Source organism: Pseudoduganella sp. UC29_71 (assembly GCF_042693265.1).
GTDB lineage: Bacteria > Pseudomonadota > Gammaproteobacteria > Burkholderiales > Burkholderiaceae_D > Rugamonas.
Genome location: NZ_CP170549.1, coordinates 1440418 through 1466647, shown reverse-complemented (window position 1 = coordinate 1466647; position 26230 = coordinate 1440418). Strand labels below are relative to the sequence as shown.

Below are 26230 nucleotides of genomic sequence, written 5' to 3'. Positions count from 1 at the left end.
AGGAGACAGCCATGTTGACCGTGTTGGCATATTCAATGGTCGTAGTATTCATGTTCCTCATCATGACCAAGCGCCTGCCGGCGCTGGTGGCGCTGATCGTGGTGCCCATCGCGTTCGGCCTGATCGGCGGCTTCGGCGCGCAGCTCGGCCCGATGATGCTGGCAGGCATCAAGCAACTGGCGCCCACCGGCGTCATGCTGATGTTCGCCATCCTGTACTTCGGCGTGATGATAGACGCCGGCCTGTTCGACCCGGTGATCCGGCGCATCCTGAAGCTGGTGGACGGCGACCCGATGAAGATCGTGGTCGGCACCGCCGTGCTGGCGATGATTGTGTCGCTGGACGGCGACGGCGCCACGACCTATATGATCACCGTGTCGGCCATGCTGCCGCTGTACAAGCGGCTCGGCATCAGCCGCCTGGTGCTGGCGTGCGTGATCATGCTGGCCGGCGGCGTGTTCAACATCCTGCCCTGGGGCGGCCCGACCGCGCGCGCCGCCAGCGCGCTGGGCGTGGACGTGAGCGAGATTTTCGTGCCGATGATACCGGCCATGGTGGCCGGCGTATGCTGGGTGCTGTTCGTGGCCTGCGTGCTGGGCCGGAAGGAGCGCAAGCGCCTCGGCTTCATCGCGCTGCGCACCGAACCATCGGTGCCTGCCGCGCCGGGCGTGAATTTCCCCGGCCTGCAGCCGGTGCTTGCCGGCGCAGCCAACGTTGTCAACGTTGTGAACTCAGCAGCAGCAGCGCCGCAACCCGCGCTGGCGATGGGCGTGCGCGCCACGGCGGACGCCGACCAGGCCGGTCTGGCGGGCCATCCCTTCCCCAAGCATGGCGCAGCAGCAAGCGCGCCGGCGCTGGACCTGCCCCTGGCCGATCCGGGCACGGCGCGGCCCAAGCTGCTGTGGGTGAACTTCCTGCTTACCGCCGTCCTGATGGCGCTGCTGATCCTGGGCGCGCTGCCGCTGCCGGTGCTGTTCATGGTGGCCTTCGCCATCGCCATCATGATCAATTACCCCAAGCTGGAAGACCAGAAGGAGCGCCTCACCGCGCACGCGGCCAATGTGCTGCCGGTGGTGTCGCTGATTTTCGCGGCCGGCATCTTCGTCGGCATCCTGCAGGGCACCAAGATGGTGGACGCCATCGCCGTCAGCGTGATCGCGGCGATTCCGCAGTGGATGGGGCCCTACCTGGCCGTGGTGACCGGCATCCTCAGCATACCGTTCACCTTCTTCATCTCCAACGACGCCTTCTATTTCGGCGTGGTGCCCATCCTGGCCAAGGCGGCGGCGGTGTACGGCATCAGCGCCGCCGAGATCGGCCGCGCGGCCATCATCGGCCAGCCGGTGCACCTGCTCAGCCCCCTGGTGGCGTCCACCTATCTGCTGGTGGGCATGTCGGAAGTCGAGTTCGGCGATCACCAGCGCTATACGCTGCTGTGGTCCATTTCGGCGGCGCTGGTGCTGCTGGCCGCTGCCATCGTGTTCGGCGTGATCCCGCTGGCGGGCGGCATCGCCTGAGGCCTTAGCCTCCCCTCCTCTATCGCCGCCGCATCGGCGCGCGACAATGACAAACAGCCCGCACTTGGCGGGCTGTTTCTATTTGGACTGCTTGCTTGGACTACGTGGACGGCCTTGCGGCCGTCCGCTTGCGTCAGGCCGGGACCTTGACGGAATCGGCCACGCTGCGGAATTCTTCGATCTTGTCGAAGTTCATGTAGCGATAGATGTCATCCGCGTTCTCGGCGATCACGCCGATGTGCGACATGTATTCCGCCTTGGTCGGGATGCGGCCCAGCGCCGAGCATACCGCGGCCAGTTCGGCCGAACCCAGGTACACATTGGTGTCGATGCCCAGGCGGTTCGGGAAGTTGCGGGTCGAGGTCGACATCACGGTGGCGCCCTTGCGGATCTGCGCCTGGTTGCCCATGCACAGCGAGCAGCCCGGCATTTCCATGCGCGCGCCGGTGCGGCCCAAGGTGCCGTAGTGGCCTTCCGAGGTCAGCACCTGTGCGTCCATCTTGGTCGGCGGCGCGATCCACAGGCGCACTGGAATGTCGGACTTGCCTTCCAGGACCTTCGACGCGGCGCGGAAGTGGCCGATGTTGGTCATGCAGGAACCGACGAACACGTCGTCGATCTTGTCGCCGGCCACTTCGGCCAGGGTCTTCACGTCGTCCGGGTCGTTCGGGCAGGCCACGATAGGCTCGTGGATGTCGGCCAAGTCGATTTCGATGACGGCGGCGTATTCCGCGTCCGCGTCCGGCGCCAGCAGCTGCGGGTTAGCCAGCCAGGCTTCCATGGCCTTGATGCGGCGTTCCAGCGTGCGCTTGTCCAGGTAGCCGTTGGCGATCATCCACTTCATCAGCGTGATGTTCGAGTTCATGTACTCGATGATAGGCTCTTTATCCAGGTGCACGGTGCAGCCGGCGGCGGAGCGCTCGGCCGACGCGTCGGACAGCTCGAACGCCTGTTCAACCTTCAGCTTCGGCAGGCCTTCGATTTCCAGGATGCGGCCGGAGAAGATGTTCTTCTTGCCCTTCTTGTCCACGGTCAGCAGGCCTTGCTGGATGGCGTACAGCGGAATGGCGTTGACCAGGTCGCGCAGGGTTACGCCAGGCTGCATTTCGCCCTTGAAGCGCACCAGCACGGATTCAGGCATGTCCAGCGGCATCACGCCGGTGGCGGCGGCGAAGGCCACCAGGCCGGAACCGGCAGGGAAGGAGATGCCGATCGGGAAGCGGGTGTGCGAGTCGCCGCCGGTGCCGACGGTGTCCGGCAGCAGCAGGCGGTTCAGCCATGAGTGGATCACGCCGTCGCCCGGACGCAGGGCCACGCCGCCACGGTTCTCGATGAAGGCCGGCAGTTCGCGGTGGGTCTTGACGTCCACCACTTTCGGGTAGGCGGCGGTGTGGCAGAAGGACTGCATCACCAGGTCGGCCGAGAAGCCCAGGCAAGCCAGGTCTTTCAGCTCGTCGCGGGTCATCGGGCCGGTGGTGTCCTGGGAGCCGACGGTGGTCATCTTCGGTTCGCAGTAGGTGCCCGGACGGATGCCCTGGCCTTCCGGCATGCCGCAGGCGCGGCCAACCATCTTCTGCGCCAGCGAGTAGCCGCGGCCGGTGTCGGCCGGGTTCTGCGGCAGGCGGAACAGGGTCGACGGGGCCAGGCCCAGCGCTTCGCGCGCCTTGGACGTCAGGCCGCGGCCGATGATCAGCGGAATGCGGCCGCCGGCGCGCACTTCGTCGAACAGCACGTCGGACTTGACGGTGAACTCGGCGATCACTTCGCCGTTCTTCAGCGCCTTGCCGTCATAGGGACGCAGCTCGATCACGTCGCCCATTTCCATCTGCGATACGTCCAGCTCGATCGGCAGCGCGCCGGCGTCTTCCATGGTGTTGTAGAAGATCGGGGCGATCTTGGCGCCCAGGCACACGCCGCCGAAACGCTTGTTCGGGATGAATGGAATGTCTTCGCCGGTGAACCACAGCACCGAGTTGGTGGCGGACTTGCGGGACGAGCCGGTGCCCACCACGTCGCCCACGTAGGCGACCAGGTTGCCCTTGGCTTTCAGCGCTTCGATCTGCTTCAGCGGGCCGATCTTGCCCGGCTCTTCCGGGTTGATGCCCGGACGCGGGTTCTTCAGCATGGCCAGCGCGTGCAGCGGGATGTCGGGACGGGTGGTGGCGTCCGGTGCCGGCGACAGGTCGTCGGTGTTGGTTTCGCCGGAGACTTTGAACACGGTCAGGGTCAGGCTTGGCGGCACTTCAGGACGCGAGGTGAACCACTCGGCGTCGGCCCACGACTGGATCACTTCCTTGGCGCGCGCGCTGCCCTTGTCGGCCAGCTCTTTCACGTCGTGGAAGTAGTCGAACATCAGCAAGGTCTTCTTCAGGCCTTCAGCCGCCACCTGGCCCACCACGGCGTCGTCCAGCAGGTCGATCATCGGCTTGATGTTGAAGCCGCCCAGCATGGTGCCCAGCAGGCGGGTCGCCAGTTCGCGCGACACCAGCGGGCTGGTTTCCGTGCCCTTGGCAACGGCTGCCAGGAAGGCGCATTTCACTTTGGCGGCATCGTCCACGCCAGCCGGCACGCGGTAGGTGATCAGGTCGACCAGGAAGGCTTCTTCGCCGGCCGGCGGATTTTTCAGCAGCTCGACCAGCTCGGTGGTCTGGGCAGCGGACAGCGGCAGCGCGGGAATGCCGAGGGAAGCACGTTCAGCGACGTGGTCGCGGTAAGCAGCTAGCATGGGAAACTCTCTCAGTTAAGGTTCATGGCAGGGGGCGCGGGAGGCGCGGCCGCCCTTCAAGTACGCTATTGTACCTCAACAACTCTTCTATAAGACATAAGACAGAATAAAGTTCTCGGATGCAGCGGCCACGCCGGCTTTGTCCAGTACAGCGCGTTGGCGATCGCGCAGTTTTGCCACAGTTTGCGAACTAAATGGCCTGTTATTGCACCAAAGCAATGCCAAACCGAAAATTAGCAGTACTATCTTCACTGAATATCTATATTAAAAAAAACTTTACCAATAAGAAGATATGCAACTAAATGAACCCACAGTCCGTATCCGCAAGGGACCGCCGCGGCTGCAGGATGCGACCGGCCCGATCCCATCCACGGTCCCCACGCACGAGATGGCGGACGTCGACGAGATCGGCGACGCGCTGACCTTGCTGGCCGAGACCGGCGACCCGATCTCGATGTACGCCGCCGGCAGCCGCCAGCCGGTGCTGGGACGGATACTGTCGGTCGATCCCGAGCTGCCGCACTTCGTGATGGAGCTGAACCCAGGGCAAACCCTGGCGCCCGGCAGCGTCACCTTTGTCGCGTGGCTGCACAGCGCCAAGCTGCAATTCCGCCTGAGCGATCCGGCCTGGCGTTCCCAGTCCGGCGCGCCGGCGCTGATCCCGATGACCTTCCCCGAGACGTGCGAAGTGCTGAACCGGCGCGCCACGGAGCGCGTGGAAACGCCGCTGGGGGGCAACTTCATGGCCTCGTTCGTGGTGAACGGCGCGCCCTACGAGCTGCCGCTGTACGACTTCTCGCTGGGCGGCGTGGGCCTGCGCTGCGCGAAGAAGGACGCCAGGGGCCTGATCAAGGGCCGCAAGCTGGTGGACGTGCGGCTGGAGCTGGGGACGGAATCGGTCATCGTCGCCGACCTGGAAGTGCGGCTGACGCGTTCCTACCGCTCATTCCTGCTGGGCGAACAGCTGCACGTGGGCTGCAAGTTCGTGAACCTGTCGCGGGAGACCGAGCGCGAAATCGCCAGCCTGCTCGACAAGCTGAACGCGCCGCAGCGGCGGCGCTGATTCACTGGCCGCAGGCGCGCGCCGCCGGTACTGATGGTGTAGACTGCTGCGATTTTCCGCTTCTACCCATCACGAAAGCACAGCATGAAAAAACTGCTCTCCACCAGCGTCCTGGCGCTGTCCCTGACGCTGACGCTGGCCGCCTGCGACCGCGCCAAAGCCCCGCCTGCGGCCGCAGCGCCTGCCGTGGCCTTCCAGAAGATCGACACCGTCACCGGCAGCGGCAAGGAAGCCGTGGCCGGCAGCACGGCCGTGGTCAACTACACCGGCTGGCTGTACGTGCCGGACGCGCCGCAGCAGCATGGCGAGAAGTTCGATTCCTCGGCCGGCCGCGCGCCGTTCGAGTTCCATCTGGGCGCCGGGCAGGTCATCAAAGGCTGGGACGAAGGCGTGCAAGGCATGAAGGTGGGCGGCAAGCGCACGCTGATCGTGCCCGCCGCCATGGGCTACGGCGACGGCGGCGCCGGACCGATTCCGCCCAACGCCACCCTGATCTTCGACGTGGAACTGCTGGACGTGCGATAAGCCCAAGCGCGGGCCAGGCTGGCAGCCTGGCCTGTCAACCCGGTGTCAGCGGGCCAGCAGGTCCACGCCCAGCGGCTCCAGCCGCAGCGTGCCCGAATACTGCTTGCCCGACAGCACACCCGTCATCGCGCCATCGATGGCCACCTCCTTGGCCCCGCCGGTGGTGTTCACGTACAGCACCCTGCCCACCACGGCGCGCGCGTAAACGCCGTCCGGCGTCTTCGGTCCCGGCGTCAGGCCCAGGCTGGCGTACAGCTGGCGGTACAGCGACCCCATGAGCTGGGGCTGCGCCGGCGTGGCGACATAGATCGCGCGGCCCTTGCCATAGCGGTTGACGGTGACCGAAGGCGGCGTGCCCTCGACATTCGAGAAGCGCGCCAGCACCTGCGCGCTCGACGGTTCCAGCACCTCGTAGTGGCCGATGGTGCTCTTGATTTCCTCATCGCCGAGCTTGGTGAGCAGGCTGCCGCCGTTGTAGAACTCGTTGGTGCGCAGGCCGAACACGTCGGTCAGGCGGCCCGGCAAGGGCGTGGCGTGCCACTGGTTGTGCTCGTCGACCTTGTCGGACCAGGCCGTCATGATGGCCGTGCCGCCGCCGGCCACGAAGGCGCGGATCGCGTCGGCGCTGGCCTTGTCCAGCAGGTACATGCCCGGCACCACCAGCAGGCTGTAGCGGCTCAGGGCTTCATGCGCGACATCGATGACGGCCACGTCGATGTTGTCCTTGAGCAGCGGCTCGAAGGCATTGTGCGCCTGCGTCAGGTACGGTGTGTTCAGGTAGGGGCGAACGGAGTTGGTCTGCTCGGCCCCGCCCGGGTTGGTGGCTTGCATATTGTCGAAGGAGTAGGCCAACGCCACCTTCGGCTGCGTCATGCGCGGGAAGCCGAGCTGTTGCAGCTTGTCGAATTCGGCGGCTATGGTGGCAAACTCGGCCAGTTTCCAGGACGGGCGGTCATCATGGTCGAGCAGGCCGAACAGGGCCTGCTCCTCGCCGCCCAGGTGGCTGTTGTAGGTCCAGGCCAGCACCGCCTGCGCTCCCAGCAGCAGACCGAAGTGCGCCCACATGCGCGAACGGCCCTTGGTGCCGTAATAGCCGGGACCGCCGGCGGTGAACTCGTTGAACCAGATCGGCGCGGCCATGCCGGCCTTCATCCTCAGCGCATCGAAGCCGGAGGCGACCGGGCTGTACGGGTAGAAACCCATGGCGCCGTAACTGGCGTAGCCGCGGTAGGTGGACTGGTAGTCGAAGCCCTTGCGCCTGGAGCTGTCCCACAGATTGGATATGGCCGGCTTGTCCGGGGTGTTTTTCCGGCGGATCGCATCCAGGTCCCTGAGGGTGCCCACGGTGACGTCGGACCAGTAGCGGCGCAGGTCGAGCTGGCGCTCGAACGGGCCGGGACCGTCCGCATACGGCAGGCGCACTTCGTCCCACTGCCCGATCCTGCGCGACCAGCGCTGCGTGGCCCAGGCCTGGTTCAGCGCCGCGATCGTGCCGTACTTCTTTTGCAGCCAGCCGATGAAGCGCTTGCGGTCCGCTTCCGAGTACGACATAAAGCCGTCGCCGATCTCGTTGTTGAAGCCGATCGCATGCAGCGCAGGATGCTTGGCGTAGCGTTTGCTCAGCCTGTCGGCCAGGCGGGCCAGCAGGCGCTGGTAGTCCGGGTCGCTGGGATTGTCCATGTAGCGCTCGGCCGGATCGAGGCGCGTGCCTTGCGCGGTGACCAGGCCAACGCCGGGATAGCGGCGGTGCAGCCACAGCGGCGCGGGCTGGCCGGGAATGTCGACGATGACCTTGATGCCGGCGGCATGCATTTGATCCATGATCCAGTCGAAAGTGGCGAATGCGAAGTGGCCGTCGGCCGGTTCGAAATAGTCCCACGACAGGTCGCCCATGCGCACCACCTTGAAGCCGGACTGCTTCATCAGCGCGATGTCGGTCTTGATCTGCTCGCGCGTGCGGTCGACCGGCTGGTAGCAGGTGCCGACGAACAACTGGCCCGGGCCGGGCCAGCCGGCGGGAATCCCGGCGCCCTGCGCCACCGCGTTGCCCGCGCACAGCGCCGCCAGGGCCAGCGCGCATGCGGCGCGGGCGAGGCCGGCCGCCGACACCTGAAGTCTTGCTGTCCGTCCGTTCACCGTCGTTCCTCCCTCAGGCGTTTTGAATATATCGGATACAGCCGCCATTCTGCCGTGATGGGATGTCAACCGCTTTTATGAAATTCATCAATGCGGAAAAAATATCCGGTGAGCACGCATCCTGACAGCAGGCGCCAGATCAGTTAGAGTTCTCCTGATGCGCCAGCCAGCGAGCGTGGCCCAGAGCGACGCGCTTGTTTCACACTGCGGGATGATCGACTCATGCAATCAGCCTTTCAAAGTGAAGAATTCATCCGAGTGAATTTCCCCAGGCTGGCCACCGCGCTGGAATACATGCCGGCCGGGGTGACCATCGTCGATAGCGACCTGACCATCCGGTTCTGGAATCCCGCCTTTTGCCAGCTGCAGGGCTTGCCGGAGCATTTCATGCACCCCGGCGTCACCATGGCCGACGTCTTCCGCTTTCTGGCGGCGCGCGGGGACTATGGCGACGGCGACATCCATGAGCTGGTGGCGGCCCGGGTGGCGCTGTGCCTGACGTTCCAGCCCCACAACTTCACCCGCATCAGCGCCGACGGCGTGGTGCTGAACATCGTCGGCCGACCCATCTACGGCGCGGACGGCGCCGCCAGCGGCTTCGTCTCCATTTATCACGACGTGACCTCGGAGCGGCACTACGAGCAGCAGCTTGAGGCCAAGAACGAGGAACTGCTGCAGGCCAAGCAGCTGGCCGAGGCGGCGAGCATGGCCAAAGGCCAGTTCCTGTCCAATATGAGCCACGAAATCCGCACGCCGCTCAACTGCGTCATCGGCATGGCCTACCTGGCGCTGAAGACCGAGCTGGACCCGCGCCAGCGCGACTATCTGGAGAAAATCCGCTACGCCGGCGAACACGTGCTGGGCATCATCGACGACATCCTCGACATTTCGAAGATCGAAGCGGGCAAGATGGAACTGCAGCACATCGACTTCTCGCTCGACCAGGTAGTGCAGACGCTGACGGCGGTGGTGGCGCCGAAGGCGGCCTCGCGCGGCCTGGAGCTGGTATTCGACCTCGATCCCGCCCTGCCGCCCGTGCTGACTGGCGATCCGCTGCGGCTGAAGCAAGTACTCATCAACTACGCCAACAACGCCATCAAGTTCAGCGAGCAAGGCAGGATCGCGTTCCGCGTGCGCATGGTGGGCGGCGATGCGGGCAGTTGCCTGCTGCGCTTCGACGTGAGCGACCAGGGCATCGGCCTGTCCGAAGCGGAGATGGCCAAGCTGTTTGTCTCCTTCCAGCAAGCCGACACATCGACCACCCGGGAATACGGCGGCACCGGCCTGGGCCTGGCAATCTGCAAGGAACTGGCCCAGCTGATGGGCGGCGACGTGGGTGTCGCCAGCCAGCCCGGCGCCGGCAGCACGTTCTGGTTCACTGCCCGGCTTGGCATCTCGTCGCGCACCTTGCCCACGCTGATCAGCCAGATCGGCGACGCCGCCGGCGAGCTGCTGGCCGGCACGCGCTCGCCCGCCGTGATGGCGGCGCTGCAGACGGCCCGCATTTTGCTGGTCGAGGACAATATCTTCAATCAGCAGATCGCGCAGGAGATGCTGGAAGAAGTGGGCGCCGCCGTTTGCGTGGCCGGAAATGGCGCCGCCGCGCTGGAACTGCTGCGCGAGACCAGTGTCGACTGCATACTGATGGACTTGCAGATGCCGGTCATGGACGGACTGGAAGCAACCCGCCGCATCCGCGCCGCGCCGCAACTGAGCCATATCCCGGTGCTGGCCATGACGGCCACCGCCACCACCGAGGCGAGGGTGCGCTGCATCGAGGCCGGCATGAACGATTTCATCTCAAAGCCGGTGCAGCCGGCGCTGCTGCACCAGACCATCGCCAGGTGGCTGCCCCAGCGCGTGGCGCAGGCAGAGCCCCGCCCGCCCCCGCCGGCGCCCGCAGCCGCGCACGGCGGCGACACGGATGTGATCGACCTGTCGGTGCTGTCCATGCTGCTGGGCTACGACGAGGCCAAGGTAGGCAAGTTCGCGCTGGCGTTCCTGAGCAGTTCGCGGGACGGCATCGGCGACATGGAGGCCGCGCTGGCACGCGGCGACATGGAGACCGTGCGCCAGCTGGGCCACCGCATCAAGGGCGCCGCGCGCACTGTCGGCGCGTTCCGCATGGGCGACTTGTGCCAGCAGCTCGAGCAGCTTGTGCCGGGCGAGGCAAGCAGCGAGCAGGCCAGCGCCACCGCCATCGTCGGGCAGCTACAGGCACTGCTGCCTCAATTGGCGCAACATATTCAAGAAACCCAGCGACGCAGTTCGTGATCGATGCGCTTGGCCGCCACTCTCATGACACCGGCTTGGTCGATTGCTCAATTGGGACCGCAAAGTGTTCGGTGTGACCGAATCCGTGGGTGTAGTCTAGCAAGGAAATCGATCTGGGCCGCAGTGCGATGAACAACATGCCGGGCCAGGGCAAGACCTCTGTGCTGGAGATAATGGTGGCAAATTCCGGATACTTCTTCAGCAGCAATTGACTGGCCAAAGCCAGTTCATCGGGATCGACGAGCATGCACGCCTTCGCATTGATCGAGAGGCCCCGGATTTCCGCCCAAGACCGGTAGGGTGCATTTACGACGTACGCCACATGGGAATCGTGCCGAATGTCATGTGCCTTCTGGCTGTCCAGGGAGATCGCGCAATACGTCTCCACGCCAGCGTTGGCATAACTCATCGTCGAAGCGTGCGGTGTACCGTCCGGGCGGATTGAAGCGAGCACAAGTTCCTTGCCCGTACCTAGTATTTCTGTCGCCTGCAGCATCTGTCGTCCGAGTACGTCGTCCATAATTATCGCTCCGATCGGGACAAGGTCCGCTGTGGCCCAAGCGCCGTATTGAAGCCAGCCAGGCGCGTTACCTGTTGCATGGCGTGGCCGTCACGGGATAAGGCGAGCGGGAAAGCTGCGGTTGGCTTGACGCGGCAGCGGCAGGCTGAGGGGTTTGGTTCTTGTAGCGTTCCGCGCGCGGCGGGATGGGGTGTCTCCGCCCCCTATCCTAGGCTCTATCGCCTCGCGCAATATCGCAATTTACTATCACTTCTTTGGACACCGCGTATTGGCCTATCGCTCCGCCGGTCGGCACCGTCCTGAATTTTACAGGCGTCACCCTTCATCCCTGCTCGTGCCGGAAGCACTCCATTGCCGCAAAGGCTACCGCCGTTTTTGCGTGCGCAGCCACCATCCGGTCAAACAGCTCGTGGGCCATCAAACTGTAGACCTCCACTTTGACGCACTGGCTCAACTCATAAGCCACTTCTTGTTCCTCAGCAAGTGCCATCGCGAAATCACGATATGCTGTTCGCCCTTCGGGGCGATAGATGAACATAACAACCTCCTGTGTTGGGGTTCGCGCATTTTGACGCCATCGTTCATCCTGTTGAATCTGGCGGCGCTATTGATTCTACTCGCGCGGATCCCAAACGCCGGGAGTCGCTCGCGCTTGCGTCCGCTAGAGATAGATAAGCCCGATAACGCAGGATGCCGGCTAACGCGTTTGCTGACTTGCGACGAGAGCACCCTTATTACGACGCCTTCGGTGGGCATAACTTCCTCAGTTTTCAAAAACGGCGCCGCAGCAGTTGCCACATGCCAGCAGCCGTCTGCTGCCAGCATGCGCCACTAACATCGCAGTTTATAGGCGGATGCGGCCGCCATTCGCGGCATTCTGCGCTTCGGCTTGCTCGTCAACTACGATGTCCTCTTGCAGGACTGCATCATCACGCCGAGCCCGCGTTATGCGCCATGGTCAGCTGCGTGCGCCAGCGCCGGGGGTGCGGCCGGGCCGCCTTGCAGGCATTGAAGTCGATATCGAGTTCGCCCTTCATCTGGCGCGCCACATTTCGCTACTACGCTTGGAGGGCCTTACGCGCCCAGTTCAGCGGTCAGTTGCGGGACGATGTCGAACAAGTCGCCCACGATGCTGTAGTCGGCCACGGAGAAGATCGGCGCTTCGGGATCCTTGTTGATGGCCACGATGGTCTTCGAATCCTTCATGCCGGCCAGGTGCTGGATCGCGCCGGAGATGCCGACGGCGATGTACAGCGACGGCGCCACGATCTTGCCGGTCTGACCAACCTGCCAGTCGTTCGGCACGTAGCCCGCGTCCACGGCGGCGCGCGATGCGCCCATGGCTGCGCCCAGCTTGTCGGCCAACGGTTCCAGCATCTTGAACGCTTCGCCCGAGCCCATGCCGCGGCCGCCGGAGACGATGATCCTGGCGGCGGTCAGTTCTGGACGGTCGGACTTGGCCAGCTCGCGACCGACGCAGGCCGACTTGCCGTTGTCGCCGACAGCGGCGATGGTTTCGGTGGCGGCCGAACCGCCGGTCGAGGCAGCGGAGTCGAAACCGGTGGTGCGCACGGTGATGACCTTGACCTTGTCGGCCGACTGCACGGTGGCAATCGCGTTGCCGGCGTAGATCGGACGCTCGAAGGTGTCGGGCGCATCGACCCTGGTGATTTCCGAGATCTGGGCCACGTCCAGCTTGGCGGCCACGCGCGGCAGGATGTTCTTGCCGTAGGCAGTGGCCGGGGCCAGGATGTGCGAGTAGGCTGCCCCGCCCGCGCCGGCGATGGCGAGCACTTGCTCGGCCACGTTCTCGGCCAGGCCGTCGGCGAAGTGGGCGGCGTCGGCCAGCAGCACTTTCGAGACGCCGGCGATCTGCGCCGCTTGCGCAGCGGCGGCGGCGGCGTTCGAACCTGCTACCAGCACGTGTACCTCGCCGCCGCACTGGGCGGCGGCAGTCACGGTATGGTGGGTGCTGCCCTTCAGGCTGGCGTTGTCGTGTTCAGCGATAACTAGTGCGACCATGGTTGTTCCTTTGTGTGCATGTCGGCGGCTCGCGGCGGGTTACGCGCCAAGCGCTAACCCGCCCTACGGCTGCTGGCATTCTATTAATTAGATGACTTTGGCTTCGGTGCGCAGTTTAGCGACCAGGGTGGCAACGTCCGGCACCTTGATGCCGGCGGAGCGCTTGGCTGGCTCGGCGACTTTCAGGGTCTTCAGGCGCGGGGTCACGTCGACACCCAGCTCTTCCGCCTTGACGGTGTCCAGCGGCTTCTTCTTGGCCTTCATGATGTTCGGCAGCGTCACATAGCGCGGCTCGTTCAGGCGCAGGTCGGTCGTGATGATGGCCGGCAGCGTCAGCGCCAGCGTTTCCAGGCCGCCGTCCACTTCGCGCGTCACGGTCGCTTTGCCGTGTTCCAGCACCACTTTCGAGGCGAAGGTCGCTTGCGGCCAGCCCAGCAGGGCGGCCAGCATCTGGCCGGTCTGGTTGGAGTCGTCATCAATCGCCTGCTTGCCCAGGATGACCAGCTGCGGCTGCTCCTTGTCGACCAGCGCTTTCAGCAGCTTGGCCACGGCCAGCGGTTCCAGCTCGGTGGCGGTTTCCACCAGGATGCCGCGGTCGGCGCCGATGGCCATGCCGGTGCGCAGGGTTTCCTGGCACAGCGCCACGCCGCAGGACACGGCCACCACTTCGGTGACTTTGCCCGCTTCCTTCAGGCGGGTCGCCTCTTCCAGAGCGATCTCATCGAACGGGTTCATCGACATTTTGACGTTGGCGATATCCACGCCCGTGCCGTCGGATTTGACGCGCACCTTGACGTTGTAGTCCACCACGCGCTTGACGGGCACCAGTATCTTCATCATTTTTCCTTTTTACCTTGCATCAGTTGCACGATGCTGGAGAAATCCAGTTCGCCCGCGCCGGCACCGCTGTGCAGCGCATACAGGTTGCGCGCAAGCTCGCCCAGCGGTACCGGCGACTTCGCGGCCATGGCCGATTCCGCCGCCAGCCCGAGGTCTTTCAACATCAGGTTCACGCCGAAGCCGCCGGTGTAGCCGCGCGACGCCGGCGCGTTTTCCATCACGCCCGGTATCGGGTTGTAGACCTCCAGCACCCAGTTGCGGCCCGAGCTCTTGCTCATAATGTCCGACAACACGCGTGGGTCCAGCCCATTGGCCATGCCCAGCGCCAGTGCCTCGGCGGTGCCCGCCATCAGGATGCCCAGCAACATGTTGTTGCAGATCTTCGCGATTTGCCCCGCGCCGTGCGCGCCTGCGTGGAAGATGTTTTTACCCATCGCCAGCAGCACCGGTGTTGCGCGCTCCAGCACCTCGGCCGGGCCGCCCACCATGAAGGTCAGCGTGCCCGCGATGGCGCCGCCGGTGCCGCCGGACACGGGCGCGTCGAGCATGGCCATCCCGGCCCGGGCCGCAGCGCCAGCCACCGCGATGGCCGATTGCGAGGCGATGGTGCTGCACTCGATAATCAGCGCACCGGGGCGCATGCAGCCGATGAGGCCCTCCGCGCCCAGGTAAAGTCCTTCCACATGGCGGCTGGCCGGCAGCATGGACACGACAATATCGGCCTCGCCGACAGCCGCGTGCGCCGACGGCGCCACCTTGGCGCCGGCGTCGGCCAGCGTTTTGAGCGCGCTGGCCGACAGGTCGAACACGCTCAACTTGTGGCCGGCTTTCAGCAGATTCAGGGCCATAGGCCCGCCCATGTTGCCCAGTCCGATAAATGCGATATGGCTCATATGTTCTCCGTCATTAATTGTCCAGGCCCGCCAGCGGATGCTCGCGCGGGCGCCACGGGTTGTCGAGGAAGTGCGCGGTGCTGTCGGCGGGCCGCCAGCGCGGACGCTGGTCCTTGTCGATCAGCAGCGCGCGCACGCCTTCCATGAAATCGCCCTGCGCGCAGCAGTGCAGCGCGGCGCCGTACTCCATGCGGAACACGTCCGCCAGCGACAGGCGCGGCGCCCGTTCCAGCAAGCGCCAGGTCAGCGCCAGCGAACCGGGGGCGGCACGCTGCACGGCGGCCAGGGCCTTCGCCAGCCACGGATCGTCGGTCTGCACAGCCGCGAAAGCTGCCAAAACGGCCTCCAGGCTCTCTTGCCCGCACAGCTTGTCTATCAAGTCGCGGTGCTGCCGCAACGGGCCGGGCGCGCACGCGGCGGCGCTCCCCTCCTCGGCGGCGCGGAGCACAGCGCCCAGCAACACATGGTTGGCGGCGCAGTCAGCGCTCCAGGGCTGGCGCAGCAGCGCGGCCAGCACTTGCGGCTGGTCGGCATGGGCCAGCACGCGGTCGGCAAGCCCGGCGTAGCGCGCGTCGGCGGCGTTGATGCTGGCGCCGGTCAGCGCGAGGAAGCGGCCGATCCCGCCCGGCATGCGGCTCAGGAACCACGAGCCGCCCACATCGGGAAACAGGCCGATGCCGGTCTCGGGCATCGCCAGCCGCGTCTTTTCCGTGGCAACGCGGTGGCTGGCCCCGGCCATGAGGCCGATCCCTCCGCCCATGACGATGCCATGGCCCCAGCACAGTATCGGCTTCGGATAGGTGTGGATGCGGTAATCCAGCGTGTACTCGCGCGCGAAGAACTCGTTGGCGTAGCCGTTGCCGAGCACATCGCCGGCCTGGCGCGACGCGCGATGGCCCATCATCGTGCTGTACAGGTTGTGCAGGTCGCCGCCGGCGCAGAATGCCTTCTCGCCGGCGCCCTGCAACAGCACCATGGCAATGTGCTCGTCATAGGCCCAGGCCGCCAGCTGCGCCGCCAGCAGGTCCACCATCGGCAAGGACAAGGCGTTCAGCGTTTTTTCCGCGCTTAGCGTCAGCACGCCGATCAGGCTGCCATTGTCGGCCACCAGCGTCTCGGCCAGCACCGGCATGTTCAGTCGCTCTCCCATCAGCGGTTCCTCCATTGCGCCGTGCGCTTGCCGAGAAAGGCGTTCACGCCTTCCTTCTGGTCTTCGGTATCGAACAGATCGACGAACAGTTCGCGTTCGACTGGCAGCCACTCGGCCGGCGCACCGGCGCGCGCGCCCTGGATCAGCCGCTTGCAGGCCGCCACGCTGGACGGGCTTTGTTTGGCGGCTTGCGCCGCCAGCGCCAGCGCCGCACGCTTAGCCTCGCCCTTGCCGACCACCTCCTCGACCAGGCCGATGCGCAAGGCGGTCTGCGCGTCAACGCGTTCGCCGCACAAGATCATGCGCTTGGCCCAGCCCTCGCCGACCAGCCATGCCAGGGTCTGGGTCCCTCCCCCGCACGGCAGCAGGCCAACGGCCGCTTCCGGCAGCGCCAGCTGCACCTGCTCTTCGGCGATGCGGATATCGCAGGCCAGCGCACATTCCAGGCCGCCGCCCATGGCATAGCCATTGACGGCGGCAATCGATACGCCCCGGAACTGCGACAGCGTCTCGAATGCCTCGCCAAAATGGCGCGCCATGTCGCGCGCCACCGCCTTGTCGCCATCGGCGAACAGTTTCAGGTCCGCCCCGGCGGAAAAGAACTTCTCTCCCTGGCCCGTGACCACCAGGCTGTAGATCTCGGGATTGGCGTTCAGGTCGCCAACCAGTCGCGTCAGCGCGGCCAGGCTGGCGCCAGTCCAGGTGTTGGCGGGCGGATTGGCCAGCGTCAGGACCGCGGTATGGCCAACAATTTCCAGCTCAAGGTTTGTGTAGTCGCTCATCGGATTTCCTCGGTTGTTTGTTCCAGTAAATGGCGCGAGACAATCACGCGCATGATTTCGTTGGTCCCTTCCAGGATCTGGTGCACGCGCACGTCGCGCAGGTAGCGCTCCAGCGGGTACTCCCGGATGTACCCGTTGCCGCCATGGATCTGCAAGGCCTGGTTGCACACCTTGAAACCGATGTCGGTGGCGATGCGCTTGGCCATGGCGCAATAGACCGATGCGTTGGCGGCGCCCGCATCGAGCTTGGTGGCGGCCAGGCGCACCATCTGCCGCGCCGCCACCAGTTCGGTCTGCATGTCGGCCAGCTCGAACTGCAGGTGCTGGAAGGACGCGAGGCGGTTGCCGAACTGGCGCCGCTCGCCCATGTATTCGCGCGCCGCGTTCAGCGCCGCCTGCGCCGCGCCCACGGAACAGGTGGCGATGTTGATGCGGCCGCCATCCAGCCCGCGCATGGCAATGCGGAAGCCCTCGCCCTCGGCGGCCAGCAGGTGATCGGCAGGAATGCGCACGTCGTCAAAGCTGATGGCGCGCGTGGGCTGGCTGTTCCAGCCCAGCTTCACCTCCTTGCGCCCGAAGCTCAGGCCCGGGGTATCGGCCGGCACGGCAAAGGCGCTGATGCCATTCGGCCCGGCGCCGCCGGTGCGCGCCATCACAACCAGCAGATCGGTGGCGCCCGCGCCGGAAATGAAGGCCTTGGCGCCGTTCAGGTGGTAGAAGCCGCTTTTCAGTTCCGCGCGCATGCTGAGCGAACCGGCGTCGGAGCCGGCGCCCGGTTCGGTCAGGCAATAGGAACCCAGCTTGCGCCCGCTTGCCAGCAGCGGCGCCCAGCGTTCACGCACTGCGGGACTGGCCCAGGTCGCGAGCATCCAGTTGACCATGTTGTGGATCGTCATGTAGGCCGTGGTCGACGGGCATGCGGCGGCCAGCTCCTCGAAGACGATGGCCGCGTCCAGCCGGGACAGCCCCATGCCGCCGTCTTCCTGCGGCGTATACATGCCGCAAAAGCCCAGTTCACCGGCCTTGCGGATGACCTCCACGGGAAAGATGCATTCGGCATCCCAGTGCGCCGCCAGCGGCGCCATCTCCCCGGCGGCAAATTCGCGCGCCGCCTGGCGAAATGCGTTCTGCTCTTCGGACAGTTCGAAGTCCATGTGGCCTCCCCGGGTCGCTTATTTCAGCGAAATAGTGGTGTTGACCGCACCGGCCACGCTGTCGTCGTCGAACCAGCGCGCGGTGATGGTTTTGGTCTGCGTGTAGAACAGGATCACCTGTTTGCCGTAGGGACCGAGGTCGCCCAGCTTGGATGCGCCGGAACCGGTGAACGAGAACAGCGGCACCGGCACCGGAATCGGGACGTTGATGCCGATCTGGCCGGCATCGACTTCTTCCTGGAACTTGCGCGCGGCGGCGCCCGACTGCGTGAAGATGGCCGTGCCGTTGCCGTTCGGGTTGTTGTTGACGAAGGCGATCGCGTCATCCAGCGTGGCGGCCTGGACCAGGCACAGCACAGGGCCGAAGATTTCCTGGTCATAGATCGCCATGCCGGGCTTGACGCCCGAGAAAATGGTGGGGCCGACGAAGTTGCCGCCCGCGTAGCCCGGCACATTGGGCTGGCGGCCGTCCAGCTCCAGCGTGGCGCCGTTTTCGATGCCGCTGGCGATGAAGCTTTCGACACGGCTCTTGGCCGCGCACGAGATCAGCGGCCCGATGTCGGTGCCCGGCTCCGCCCCGCCGTTGATTTTCAGCGCGCGCGCCTTTTCCACCAGTTCGGGAATCCAGTTGTTCGCCTCGCCCACCAGCACCGTCACCGGCAAGGCCATGCAGCGCTGGCCGGCTGCGCCGAAGGCTGCGCCCAGCAAGTTATTCAGCGCTTGCTGCTTGTTCGCATCCGGCAGCACGATGGCGTGGTTTTTCGCGCCCATCATGCACTGCACGCGCTTGCCGGTTTGCGAGGCGCGGTGGTAAACATGGGTGCCGACCTTGGTGGAGCCGACGAAGGACACCGCCTTGATGTCCGGATGGTCGCAGATGGCGTTGACGGCGTCTTCGCCGCCATGCACCACGTTCAGCACGCCGGGCGGGATGCCGGCCTGCAGCGCCAGCTCCACCAGGCGCATGGTCACCATGGGGTCCTGCTCGGACGGCTTGAGCACGAAGGTGTTGCCGCAGGCGATGGCCATGGGGAACATCCACAGCGGGATCATGGCGGGGAAGTTGAACGGCGTGATGCCGGCGCACACGCCGATGGGCTGCTGCAGCGTGAAGGTATCCACACCGCTGGCCACGTTGTTGGCGATCTCGCCCATCTGCAGGCTGCCGATGTTGGCGGCGTGCTCCACCACCTCCAGTCCGCGGAAGATGTCCCCTTCAGCATCGGCCAGGGTCTTGCCCTGCTCGGCCGTCAGCAGCGCGGCCAGCTCCTGCATATTCTCGCGGATCAACTGCTGGTACTTGAGGAAGATGCGGGCGCGGGCGCCGATCGGGGTCTTGCGCCAGGTCTTGAACGCGTTCTTGGCCGCGCCCACCGCAGCCGCGATCTCGGCCGCCGTTGCCAGCGGCACGCGCGCCAGCACCTGCTGCGTGGCGGGGTTGACCACGTCCTGCCATTGGGTGCTCGACGATTCGACAAACTCGCCGTTGATCAGCAGTTTGACGGTGGGGCTCGATTGCTTGGTATTCATAGGGTTCCTCGTACAGTTGATGGGCGGTGCATTGAGAATACGGTCGCACCGCAGGCCCGGCAATGCCCGGAAATTTCAATATCGCTGCAAAAAATTGTCAGTTCGTGATAATGCGTGACGGCGCGCGAGGCTCAGTGCTGGCTGCGCGCCAGTTCCTCGCGCCGGCGATTGCGCAGCGCGAACCGCTGCACCTTGCCGCTCGGCGTCTTGGGCAGTCCGGCGACGAAGTGCACCGTACGGGGATAGGCGTGCGCGGCGAATTTGGTCTTGACCAGGTGCTGGATGCCGGTGGCCAGCGCGGGCGTCGCGCTGATCCCGTCGCGTAATACGACAAAGGCCTCGATGACTTCGCCGCGCACGGCGTCGGGCACCGCAATGACGGCGCATTCGGACACGCTGCCGTGTGTGACTATGATGGACTCCACGTCGAAGGGACCGATGCGGTATCCCGCCATGATGATCACGTCATCGTCACGGGCCGAGAAATAGCAGTAGCCGTCTTCGTCGACGCGCCCGGCGTCCCCGGTCAGGTACCAGCGGCCGTCGGCGGAGAATTTTTCGGCGCTTTTCTCCGCATCGCCGTGATAGCCGCCGAACCAGGCCAGCGGGCTCCCGGACAGGTCGATCGCCATCCTTCCGACCTCGCCAACCGCGACCGGTTGATCCGCGTCCTGCGCCAGCACCGCCGCCTTCCAGCCCGGCATCGCATGCCCCATCGAGCCCGGCCGAATTTGCTTCCTGAGCGTTGCGCGATGGTGGTTGTTGATCAGCATGCCGGTCTCGGTCTGGCCGAAATGGTCGCCCACGGGCATGCCGAGGGCGCCGACCGCCCATTCGTTGACCTCCGGCGTGAGCGGCTCGCCCGCACTGGAGAGGCAGCGCAGCCGCAAGCCTGCCGGCACCGGAATGTCCGACACGCGCAACGAGCGGTACACCGTCGGGGCGGCGGCAAAATTGGTGACGCCGCACTTGAGCATGGTGGCGTAGGTGGTTTCGGGAGAGAACCCGGCCCCCAGCAGGACGCTGCGCACGCCTGTGGCCAGCGATCCCAGCACGCCGAAATACAGGCCGTAGGCCCAGCCCGGATCGGCCGCGCACCAGTACACGTCGTCCGTCCGCAAGCCGATGCCGAACTCCATGTAGGCGTGGAAGCTGGCCAGCGCTTTCAGGGGCACCACCACGCCCTTGGGCCGGCCGGTGGTGCCCGAGGTATAGATGTGGATCAGCGGTGCGTTCGCGCCGAGCGCGGCCGCCTCGGCCAACGGATGGCGCTCGGCCATCAGGTCCTCGAACCGCAGCCCGCCCGCCTCCACCGCGCCCGGCCCGGCGCCGGCCACCACCATCAGCCATGGCGCCTCGGCCGGCATGTCTTCATTCCCGTGCAATTTCGATTGCTGCGACTGGTCGCAGATGACCGCCCTGGCGCCGCTGGCGTTGAGGCGCATGGCAATGGCCGCAGGCGCGAACGCGGTGAACAAGGGCACGTGCACGGCGCCGAGACGCCAGATGCCGACCAGGGCGACCAGCAGCGCGCGGCCTTTGCCCATCAGCGTGGCCACGCGATCGCCCTGCCGTATGCCCCGCGCGCGCAGCGCGGCCGCGAAGCGCTCGGATTCCGCGCGCAGCTCGGCATAGGTGATGGTGGCGACGGACAGGTCGGCGCCGACGATCTGGTATGCCACGCTCGACGGGTCATGGCGATCGCACAGCAGGTGGGCGGCGCTGGCACGGTCCGCGCCATACATTGCGATCAACTGACTGACACGCGTTTGCGGATGGGTGTTTTGGGAAATGTACATGGTTGTCTCCAGTTGAAAATTCGATGACCTCATCCAGCCGCGCCCGCCTGCACGCCGGCCGGCGCAAGCGGCGCCGCCACGTCCCGCGCCTGCATCGCGGCGCTGCGCGAATGATTGATCAGCATGACGGCGATCGTGCCGATGGCGCCGGCGATGCCAATGGCGAAGAAGTTCTGCTCCAGCGGCAGCTTCAGCGACACCAGCCAGCCAATCAGCAAGGGCGAAACCACTCCGCCGATCCGGCCGATACCCGATGCGAACCCCACGCCGGTGGAACGGATTGCGAGCGGATAGAACTCGCCGGCGTAGGCATAGGCAAGCAGCTGCGTGCCCAGCGTGGAGGCGCCCACGATGAACACCATGATGAACAGCAGTTCGGTCGAGCTCGTGTATCCCATCAAGGCCAGGGCCACGGCCCCCAGCGCGTAGAACGACACCAGCACGTACTTGATGTTGAACCTGTCCCCGAGATAGCCGCCAGAGATCGCCCCGGCCATGGCGCCGATATTGAAGGTCAGTACAAAATTGAGCGCCGAGCCCAGGCTGTATCCCGCCAGGGCCATCAGCTTCGTCAGCCATGAACTGAGCGCGTACACCATGAACAGGCCCATGAAGAAGGCGATCCAGATCATGGCCGTGCTGAAGCCCCGGTCGTTTTGAAAAAGAGCGCGCACCGGGCTGCTTCCGCTTGCCTCGCCAAGCGGTGGCAGAAAGCGCTCGTTAGCCGGCACGGTAAAGCCGGGCGCGAGCTTGCCTATCACCTTCCGCAATTCGGCCAGCCGGTTGCGCTTGATCAGGAACGGCAGCGATTCGGGCATCGTCAGCAGGATGAACGGAATCAGCAGCACGGGCGCCAGGGCCGTGTAGAAGATCGACTGCCAGCCGTAGGCGGCGATGACTTGCTTGGCGATCAGCGCAGCCAGGATGCCGCCGATCGAATAGCCGGCAAAGACCAGCGTGACCAGGCGCGCGCGCAGCCTGACGGGCGCGAATTCGGCCATCTGCGCCGTCATGATGGGCAGCACGCCGCCTATCCCCAAACCGGCAAGGAAGCGCGTCGCGCTGAACGAGTACGGATCGCTCGTCAGTCCGGCGGCCGCGGTAAACACGCTGAACAAGCCAACGCAGATCGAGATCAGCATGGGGCGGCCGATGCGGTCGGCCAGGGTGCCGAAGGTGATGGCGCCCAGCATCATGCCCACCAGCGCGGAACTGGCCATGAATCCCGCGCTGTTGGCGTCCACGCCCATGTCCTTCATGATGGACGGCAGCGCGGCGCCGACTATCGCGAGGTCATAGCCGTCCAGGACCAGGATCAGCGCGCCCCAGAAAAGTACCCCCCCGTGAAACCGGCTAAACCTTGATTCATCGGCCAATCTGCGCAGCTCGGAATAGTGCATTGTCGTCTCCATTGTTGTGATGTTGTGTGAACCGCGACGGGTACATTGCCCGTGTATCGGTCGAAGTATAGGGAGACGGCGTCTTGCCGGCGATGCCCGAAATCGCCATTCATCGTGAGCGATTTGGCCATACGGTTTGCCCATGGGATGCGCTATGATCGGGGCGCGCAGGCAACACTTTGCAATGCCGCGTATCGCGTTGTATATGGATGGCTCACATGCAAAAAGGCAGTGTTTCGATTTACTTCGTCAAGTCCGCGCTGGCGCCGGTACTGGCGCGCGGCATCGACGTGGCGCCCTTGCTGGCGGAGGCCGGCATTTCGCCAGCCGTCCTGCAGGCACCGCTGGGCCGCGTGACACCGCAAAGCTTCAGCGCCTTGTGGCTGAGCGTGGCGAAAGTGCTGGACGATGAACTGTTTGGCCAGGATGCGCGGCGCATGAAGGTCGGCAGCTTTGCCATGCTTAGCCATATCCTGACCGACTGCGCGACCTTGCACGATGCCTTGTCGCGCATGGTGAAGTTCTTCAACCTGATACTCGACAATTTTCACTGCGGCCTGGACATCAAGGGACGCCAGGCGCTGTTGACCATCCAGGAGACGCCGGACGCGCCGCAGCCACGGGTGTTTGGCCACGAGACCCTGCTGATGCTGCAGCACGGTCTGGCGTGCTGGCTGATCGGACGGCGCATCCCGGTGCTGGCGGCCACCTTCGCCTATCCCGAGCCGACGCGCAGCGCGGAATACCAGTTCATGTATTCCAGCCAGTTGCGCTTCAATGAAGCCGTGACGTCGCTGTGCTTCGATCGCTCCCACCTCAACCTGCCGGTGATCCAGAACGAGCGCACGGTCAAGGAGTTCGTGCGCAATGCGCCGGCCAACATCGTGCTCAAGTACAAGAACGTCAACAGCCTGGCGGCGCAGATCCGCAGGCAGCTGCGGTCTGCACCCAACTTTGAATGGCCGGAATTCGAGGCAGTCGCCAAGTCCCTCGGCAAAACCCCTTCCACCTTGCGCCGCCGCCTGGAGCAGGAAGGACAATCATTCCAGACCATCAAGGATCAACTGCGCAGGGACGTGGCGATCGACTACCTGTGCCATACCACCAGGAGCATCGCGGACATTGCAGCGGAACTAGGCTTTGGCGAAGCCAGCGCCTTTCATCGCGCGTTCAAGCGATGGGCGGGCGCATCGCCCGGTGAATACCGCTTGCTGGCGCACAAGGGCTGACGCGTCAGAAGCGCGGGCTTATGGACATCATTTCGGATTTATTCAGCCGCCAGTAGTTATTTTCCAGGCTGCCTATTGCATGTCATCGCGCCTGCGGCAGGTGGCGAAGGTGGGATTCTCGTGCAGCAGTTCTTCAAGGCTAGTTCCGTTAAGCGGTGGGCAAAGGAAGTGGCCTTGCGCCTGGTCACAGCGCGCTTTCTCCAAAAACCCGCGCTGAAGATCCGATTCCACCCCAGCTCCGACGATTTCCACGCCCATGTTGTGGCCGATATCGATCAAAGTCTTGGCAAGTCGGCCGCTACGCGCCCTGTCACAGATCTCATTTACAGATGAGCGTGTCATTTTGAGTTGGCTGATCGGAAGGCTTTGCAGGTAGGTGAGGTTGCTTGCGCCTGCGCCAAAGTCGTCTATCGACAGCCTGATGCCCAGCGACCGGCAGGCAGTGGCGACGCCACTGCTCAAATGCGGGTTCCGCATCAGGTGTTCTTCGCGCAATTCCACCTCAAAATTGCTAGGCGAAACGCCGTGACGCCGCAGCGCAGTGCGGATGTTGGTGAGGAAATCGTCCTGGATGAATTCGCGATAGGAGGCGTTGAACGACAACGGCAAATCATGCCGGCCCAGCCGGGAAAGCCGCGCCAACATGGCGCATGCATGGTCGACCACCCACAACCCCATCGGCACGATCAGCCCACTTTCCTCGGCATCGGCCAGGAATGCCGTGGGCATCAGTACCCCCAACTCAGGATGGCGCCAGCGCAGCAGTGCTTCAACGCCGACCACCCTTCCCGTGCGCAGCGACCAGCGGGGCTGGTACACCAGAAATACTTCGTTATTGGCGACCGCGTTGCGCATATCGGTCTCCAGTTTCTGCTTGGCCTCCGTGCTGGATCGCATCTCGGCAGAGAAGAACCGGACGTCCAGCATGCCGTCCCCCTTCGCTTCGTACATGGCCGCATCCGCGGCGCGCACCAAATCGATGGCGCTGGTTCCGTCGTGCGGGTAAATGCTCACCCCCATGGCAGCTCCTACGGTGACGTCCTTGCTGTCGAATAATAGGGGCCGAAGCAGGCCACTGCGCAAACGCTCTATCATGCGCAACGTGAAGCGTAGCGATGGCTGCTCCGTCAGGACCAGGACGAATTCGTCGCCGCTCAGGCGCGCCACCGTGTCGCAGTCGCGCACTGCAGCTTGCAAGCGCCGGCCCACCAGTCTTAGCACTTCGTCGCCGGCCTCGTGTCCCAGCGTGTCATTGATCTGCTTAAACTTGTTCAGGTCCACTAACACCACTGCCACCAGCGTCTTATTGCGGTGCGCCGCGTGCAACGCCTGCTCCAGCCGGTCCCACAGCAGGTTGCGGTTGGCCAAACCGGTCAGCGGGTCGTGGTTGACTTCGTGTTCGAGCAGCGAAGTGCGCTGTTTCAACGCCGTTACATCGTTGATGACGCCAATGAAGTGGGTAACCTGTTCGCGCTCGTTGCGCACCGGCGTGACCGTCAGGTCATTCCAGAACAGCTCGCCGTTTTTGCGCAGGTTGCGAAACACCACATTGATCTCCCGTTCAGCGGCGATGGCGGCGCGCAGCTGGGCGCGCTCCGCCTCGTCCAACCCGGGCGCCGCCATGAACCGCGAGTCGTTGCCGATCGCCTCGGCGGCGCTGTAGCCAGTGATTTTCTCGAAAGCGGGGTTGACATACTCAATGGGATTGTTGCCACCGGCGCAGCGCGTGATGACCACGCCATTGCTGGTGGCGTGCAATGCGCGCTCGCGCAGGCGCAGCGTTTCCTCGTCTCGGCGGCGGGCGGTAACGTCCATGCCCAGGCAGAAAATGTAGTACTGGTTTTTCAGCTGAAAACGGTTGATGGCGAACAGATGAGGTGTGGTGTGCCCGTCCTTGGCCAGTAAGTCGCACTCAAGCAACAGTTCCGCGTCCTGTCCCAATGCTTCGTCTATCCGTCGCTGCACTGTGGCCCGCTGCTGTCCGGGAAACATGTCCGTGGCGCGCGCGGCTGAGAGTTCTTCGCCGGTGAGCTGGGTGGTCTGTTCGATCTGCTTATTCCACAGCACCATCCGGCCACTACTGTTAACGACGCAGAAGTTGTTACTCCCCAAGCTCAACAGTGACTCCAGCTCCAGCGAACCGATCAGCTGGCGTTCGCTTAAAGGCGCTGGAACGGGAACCAGCAGCACGACATAGTCACGCTGGCCTTGGGCATTGTTCTGGGGCAGCAGGCGGATCTCAAAGCACGAACGCGTTCCGTCCGCATGGCGCAGCTCAAGTTGGGTATCCTGCGGCTCTGCGGACAAGGACCGCAGCAGTGCGGCGGAGTGTTCTGCGGGCGCCAGCAACACGTCGACCCGCTCGCCCAACGCATCGATGGCGCGGTGGCCCAGCAGCTGCTCGCACTCGGCAGTCCAGCTTTTGATTGCACCGTTCCCGCCAATCAAAAAGGCAGCAAGGTGATATGGTAGTTTGGCGCGCATAGGATGCTCCAGCTTGAATGTATACTGGTAGACTCCCGAAACGCGGCGTGGTTCGCCGATTTCAGCTCCGAAAAGCGAAGCGCTCTGCACTGTGGACGCGTACCCGCCCGATGAGGGCTACGCGCCGGCAGTAGCGTGGCGCCGATTCAACGATAGTTCACGCCAAGCGGCCATTCGTGTGGGCTGC

The 26230-nt window shown here is 64.7% G+C and carries 19 protein-coding genes; 5 read left to right on the top strand and 14 right to left on the bottom strand.

Annotation, left to right across the window (positions count from 1 at the left end):
• Positions 1-11: 11 nt before the first annotated feature.
• Complete coding sequence (locus ACFJI2_RS06630) at positions 12-1517, top strand: CitMHS family transporter (RefSeq protein ID WP_377704287.1); 1506 nt, start codon at positions 12-14, stop codon at positions 1515-1517.
• A 133-nt stretch (positions 1518-1650) separates the two neighbouring features.
• Here the strand turns inward: ACFJI2_RS06630 and acnB are convergent, their stop codons facing one another.
• Complete coding sequence (acnB, locus tag ACFJI2_RS06625; RefSeq protein WP_377704286.1) at positions 1651-4242, bottom strand: bifunctional aconitate hydratase 2/2-methylisocitrate dehydratase; 2592 nt, start codon at positions 4240-4242, stop codon at positions 1651-1653.
• Positions 4243-4534: 292 nt separating this feature from the next.
• Here acnB and ACFJI2_RS06620 point away from each other — a divergent pair, with 292 nt between their 5' ends.
• Both ACFJI2_RS06620 and ACFJI2_RS06615 read left to right on the top strand, forming a co-directional pair.
• Positions 4535-5305, top strand: a complete 771-nt coding sequence (locus ACFJI2_RS06620; protein WP_377704285.1) for a flagellar brake protein — start codon at positions 4535-4537, stop codon at positions 5303-5305.
• A gap of 84 nt (positions 5306-5389) precedes the next feature.
• Positions 5390-5830 (top strand): FKBP-type peptidyl-prolyl cis-trans isomerase, encoded by a 441-nt coding sequence (locus ACFJI2_RS06615; protein ID WP_377704284.1) that lies wholly within the window; start codon positions 5390-5392, stop codon positions 5828-5830.
• 45 nt (positions 5831-5875) lie between these two features.
• On the opposite strand, the gene ACFJI2_RS06610 is transcribed toward ACFJI2_RS06615, so the two are convergent.
• Entirely contained in the window at positions 5876-7966 is a 2091-nt protein-coding gene (locus tag ACFJI2_RS06610; protein WP_377704283.1) for a beta-galactosidase, read from the bottom strand.
• A 258-nt stretch (positions 7967-8224) separates the two neighbouring features.
• On the opposite strand from ACFJI2_RS06610, the gene ACFJI2_RS06605 reads away from it, so the two are divergent.
• Positions 8225-10240 carry a response regulator gene (locus ACFJI2_RS06605; protein ID WP_377704282.1) on the top strand — a complete coding sequence of 672 codons (2016 nt, stop codon included), beginning with the start codon at positions 8225-8227 and terminating at the stop codon, positions 10238-10240.
• Between the two features lie 22 nt (positions 10241-10262).
• On the opposite strand, the gene ACFJI2_RS06600 is transcribed toward ACFJI2_RS06605, so the two are convergent.
• From ACFJI2_RS06600 to ACFJI2_RS06550, 11 genes are all read right to left on the bottom strand, one after another.
• Positions 10263-10760, bottom strand: coding sequence for a pyridoxamine 5'-phosphate oxidase family protein (locus ACFJI2_RS06600; protein ID WP_377704281.1), 498 nt, complete (start codon positions 10758-10760; stop codon positions 10263-10265).
• Between the two features lie 322 nt (positions 10761-11082).
• A complete protein-coding gene (locus tag ACFJI2_RS06595) occupies positions 11083-11298 on the bottom strand; it encodes a hypothetical protein (RefSeq protein ID WP_377704280.1) in 216 nt (71 codons plus the stop codon).
• A gap of 536 nt (positions 11299-11834) precedes the next feature.
• Positions 11835-12782: an electron transfer flavoprotein subunit alpha/FixB family protein gene (locus ACFJI2_RS06590; protein WP_377704279.1), complete on the bottom strand. Its 948-nt coding sequence runs from the start codon at positions 12780-12782 to the stop codon at positions 11835-11837.
• A gap of 87 nt (positions 12783-12869) precedes the next feature.
• Positions 12870-13619: an electron transfer flavoprotein subunit beta/FixA family protein gene (locus ACFJI2_RS06585; RefSeq protein ID WP_377705803.1), complete on the bottom strand. Its 750-nt coding sequence runs from the start codon at positions 13617-13619 to the stop codon at positions 12870-12872.
• Complete coding sequence (gene mmsB, locus ACFJI2_RS06580; protein WP_377704278.1) at positions 13619-14515, bottom strand: 3-hydroxyisobutyrate dehydrogenase; 897 nt, start codon at positions 14513-14515, stop codon at positions 13619-13621. Before mmsB ends, ACFJI2_RS06585 begins: the two co-directional genes overlap by 1 nt.
• Before the next feature lie 13 nt (positions 14516-14528).
• On the bottom strand, positions 14529-15653 hold the full coding sequence (locus tag ACFJI2_RS06575; RefSeq protein ID WP_377705802.1) for an enoyl-CoA hydratase/isomerase family protein: 1125 nt from the start codon (positions 15651-15653) through the stop codon (positions 14529-14531).
• An 11-nt stretch (positions 15654-15664) separates the two neighbouring features.
• Positions 15665-16447: an enoyl-CoA hydratase gene (locus ACFJI2_RS06570; RefSeq protein WP_377704277.1), complete on the bottom strand. Its 783-nt coding sequence runs from the start codon at positions 16445-16447 to the stop codon at positions 15665-15667.
• Positions 16444-17601 (bottom strand): acyl-CoA dehydrogenase family protein, encoded by a 1158-nt coding sequence (locus tag ACFJI2_RS06565; protein WP_377704276.1) that lies wholly within the window; start codon positions 17599-17601, stop codon positions 16444-16446. The genes ACFJI2_RS06570 and ACFJI2_RS06565 overlap by 4 nt, the downstream gene beginning before the upstream one ends.
• A gap of 18 nt (positions 17602-17619) precedes the next feature.
• Positions 17620-19131, bottom strand: a complete 1512-nt coding sequence (locus ACFJI2_RS06560; protein ID WP_377704275.1) for a CoA-acylating methylmalonate-semialdehyde dehydrogenase — start codon at positions 19129-19131, stop codon at positions 17620-17622.
• Positions 19132-19262: 131 nt separating this feature from the next.
• On the bottom strand, positions 19263-20930 hold the full coding sequence (locus ACFJI2_RS06555; protein ID WP_377704274.1) for an AMP-binding protein: 1668 nt from the start codon (positions 20928-20930) through the stop codon (positions 19263-19265).
• 29 nt (positions 20931-20959) lie between these two features.
• Entirely contained in the window at positions 20960-22330 is a 1371-nt protein-coding gene (locus ACFJI2_RS06550; protein WP_377704273.1) for an MFS transporter, read from the bottom strand.
• A gap of 218 nt (positions 22331-22548) precedes the next feature.
• On the opposite strand from ACFJI2_RS06550, the gene ACFJI2_RS06545 reads away from it, so the two are divergent.
• Positions 22549-23559, top strand: a complete 1011-nt coding sequence (locus ACFJI2_RS06545) for an AraC family transcriptional regulator (protein ID WP_377704272.1) — start codon at positions 22549-22551, stop codon at positions 23557-23559.
• A gap of 72 nt (positions 23560-23631) precedes the next feature.
• On the opposite strand, the gene ACFJI2_RS06540 is transcribed toward ACFJI2_RS06545, so the two are convergent.
• The gene (locus ACFJI2_RS06540) at positions 23632-26043 is read right to left on the bottom strand and encodes an EAL domain-containing protein (protein WP_377704271.1); all 2412 of its coding nucleotides are present in this window, start codon (positions 26041-26043) and stop codon (positions 23632-23634) included.
• Positions 26044-26230: the final 187 nt, after the last annotated feature.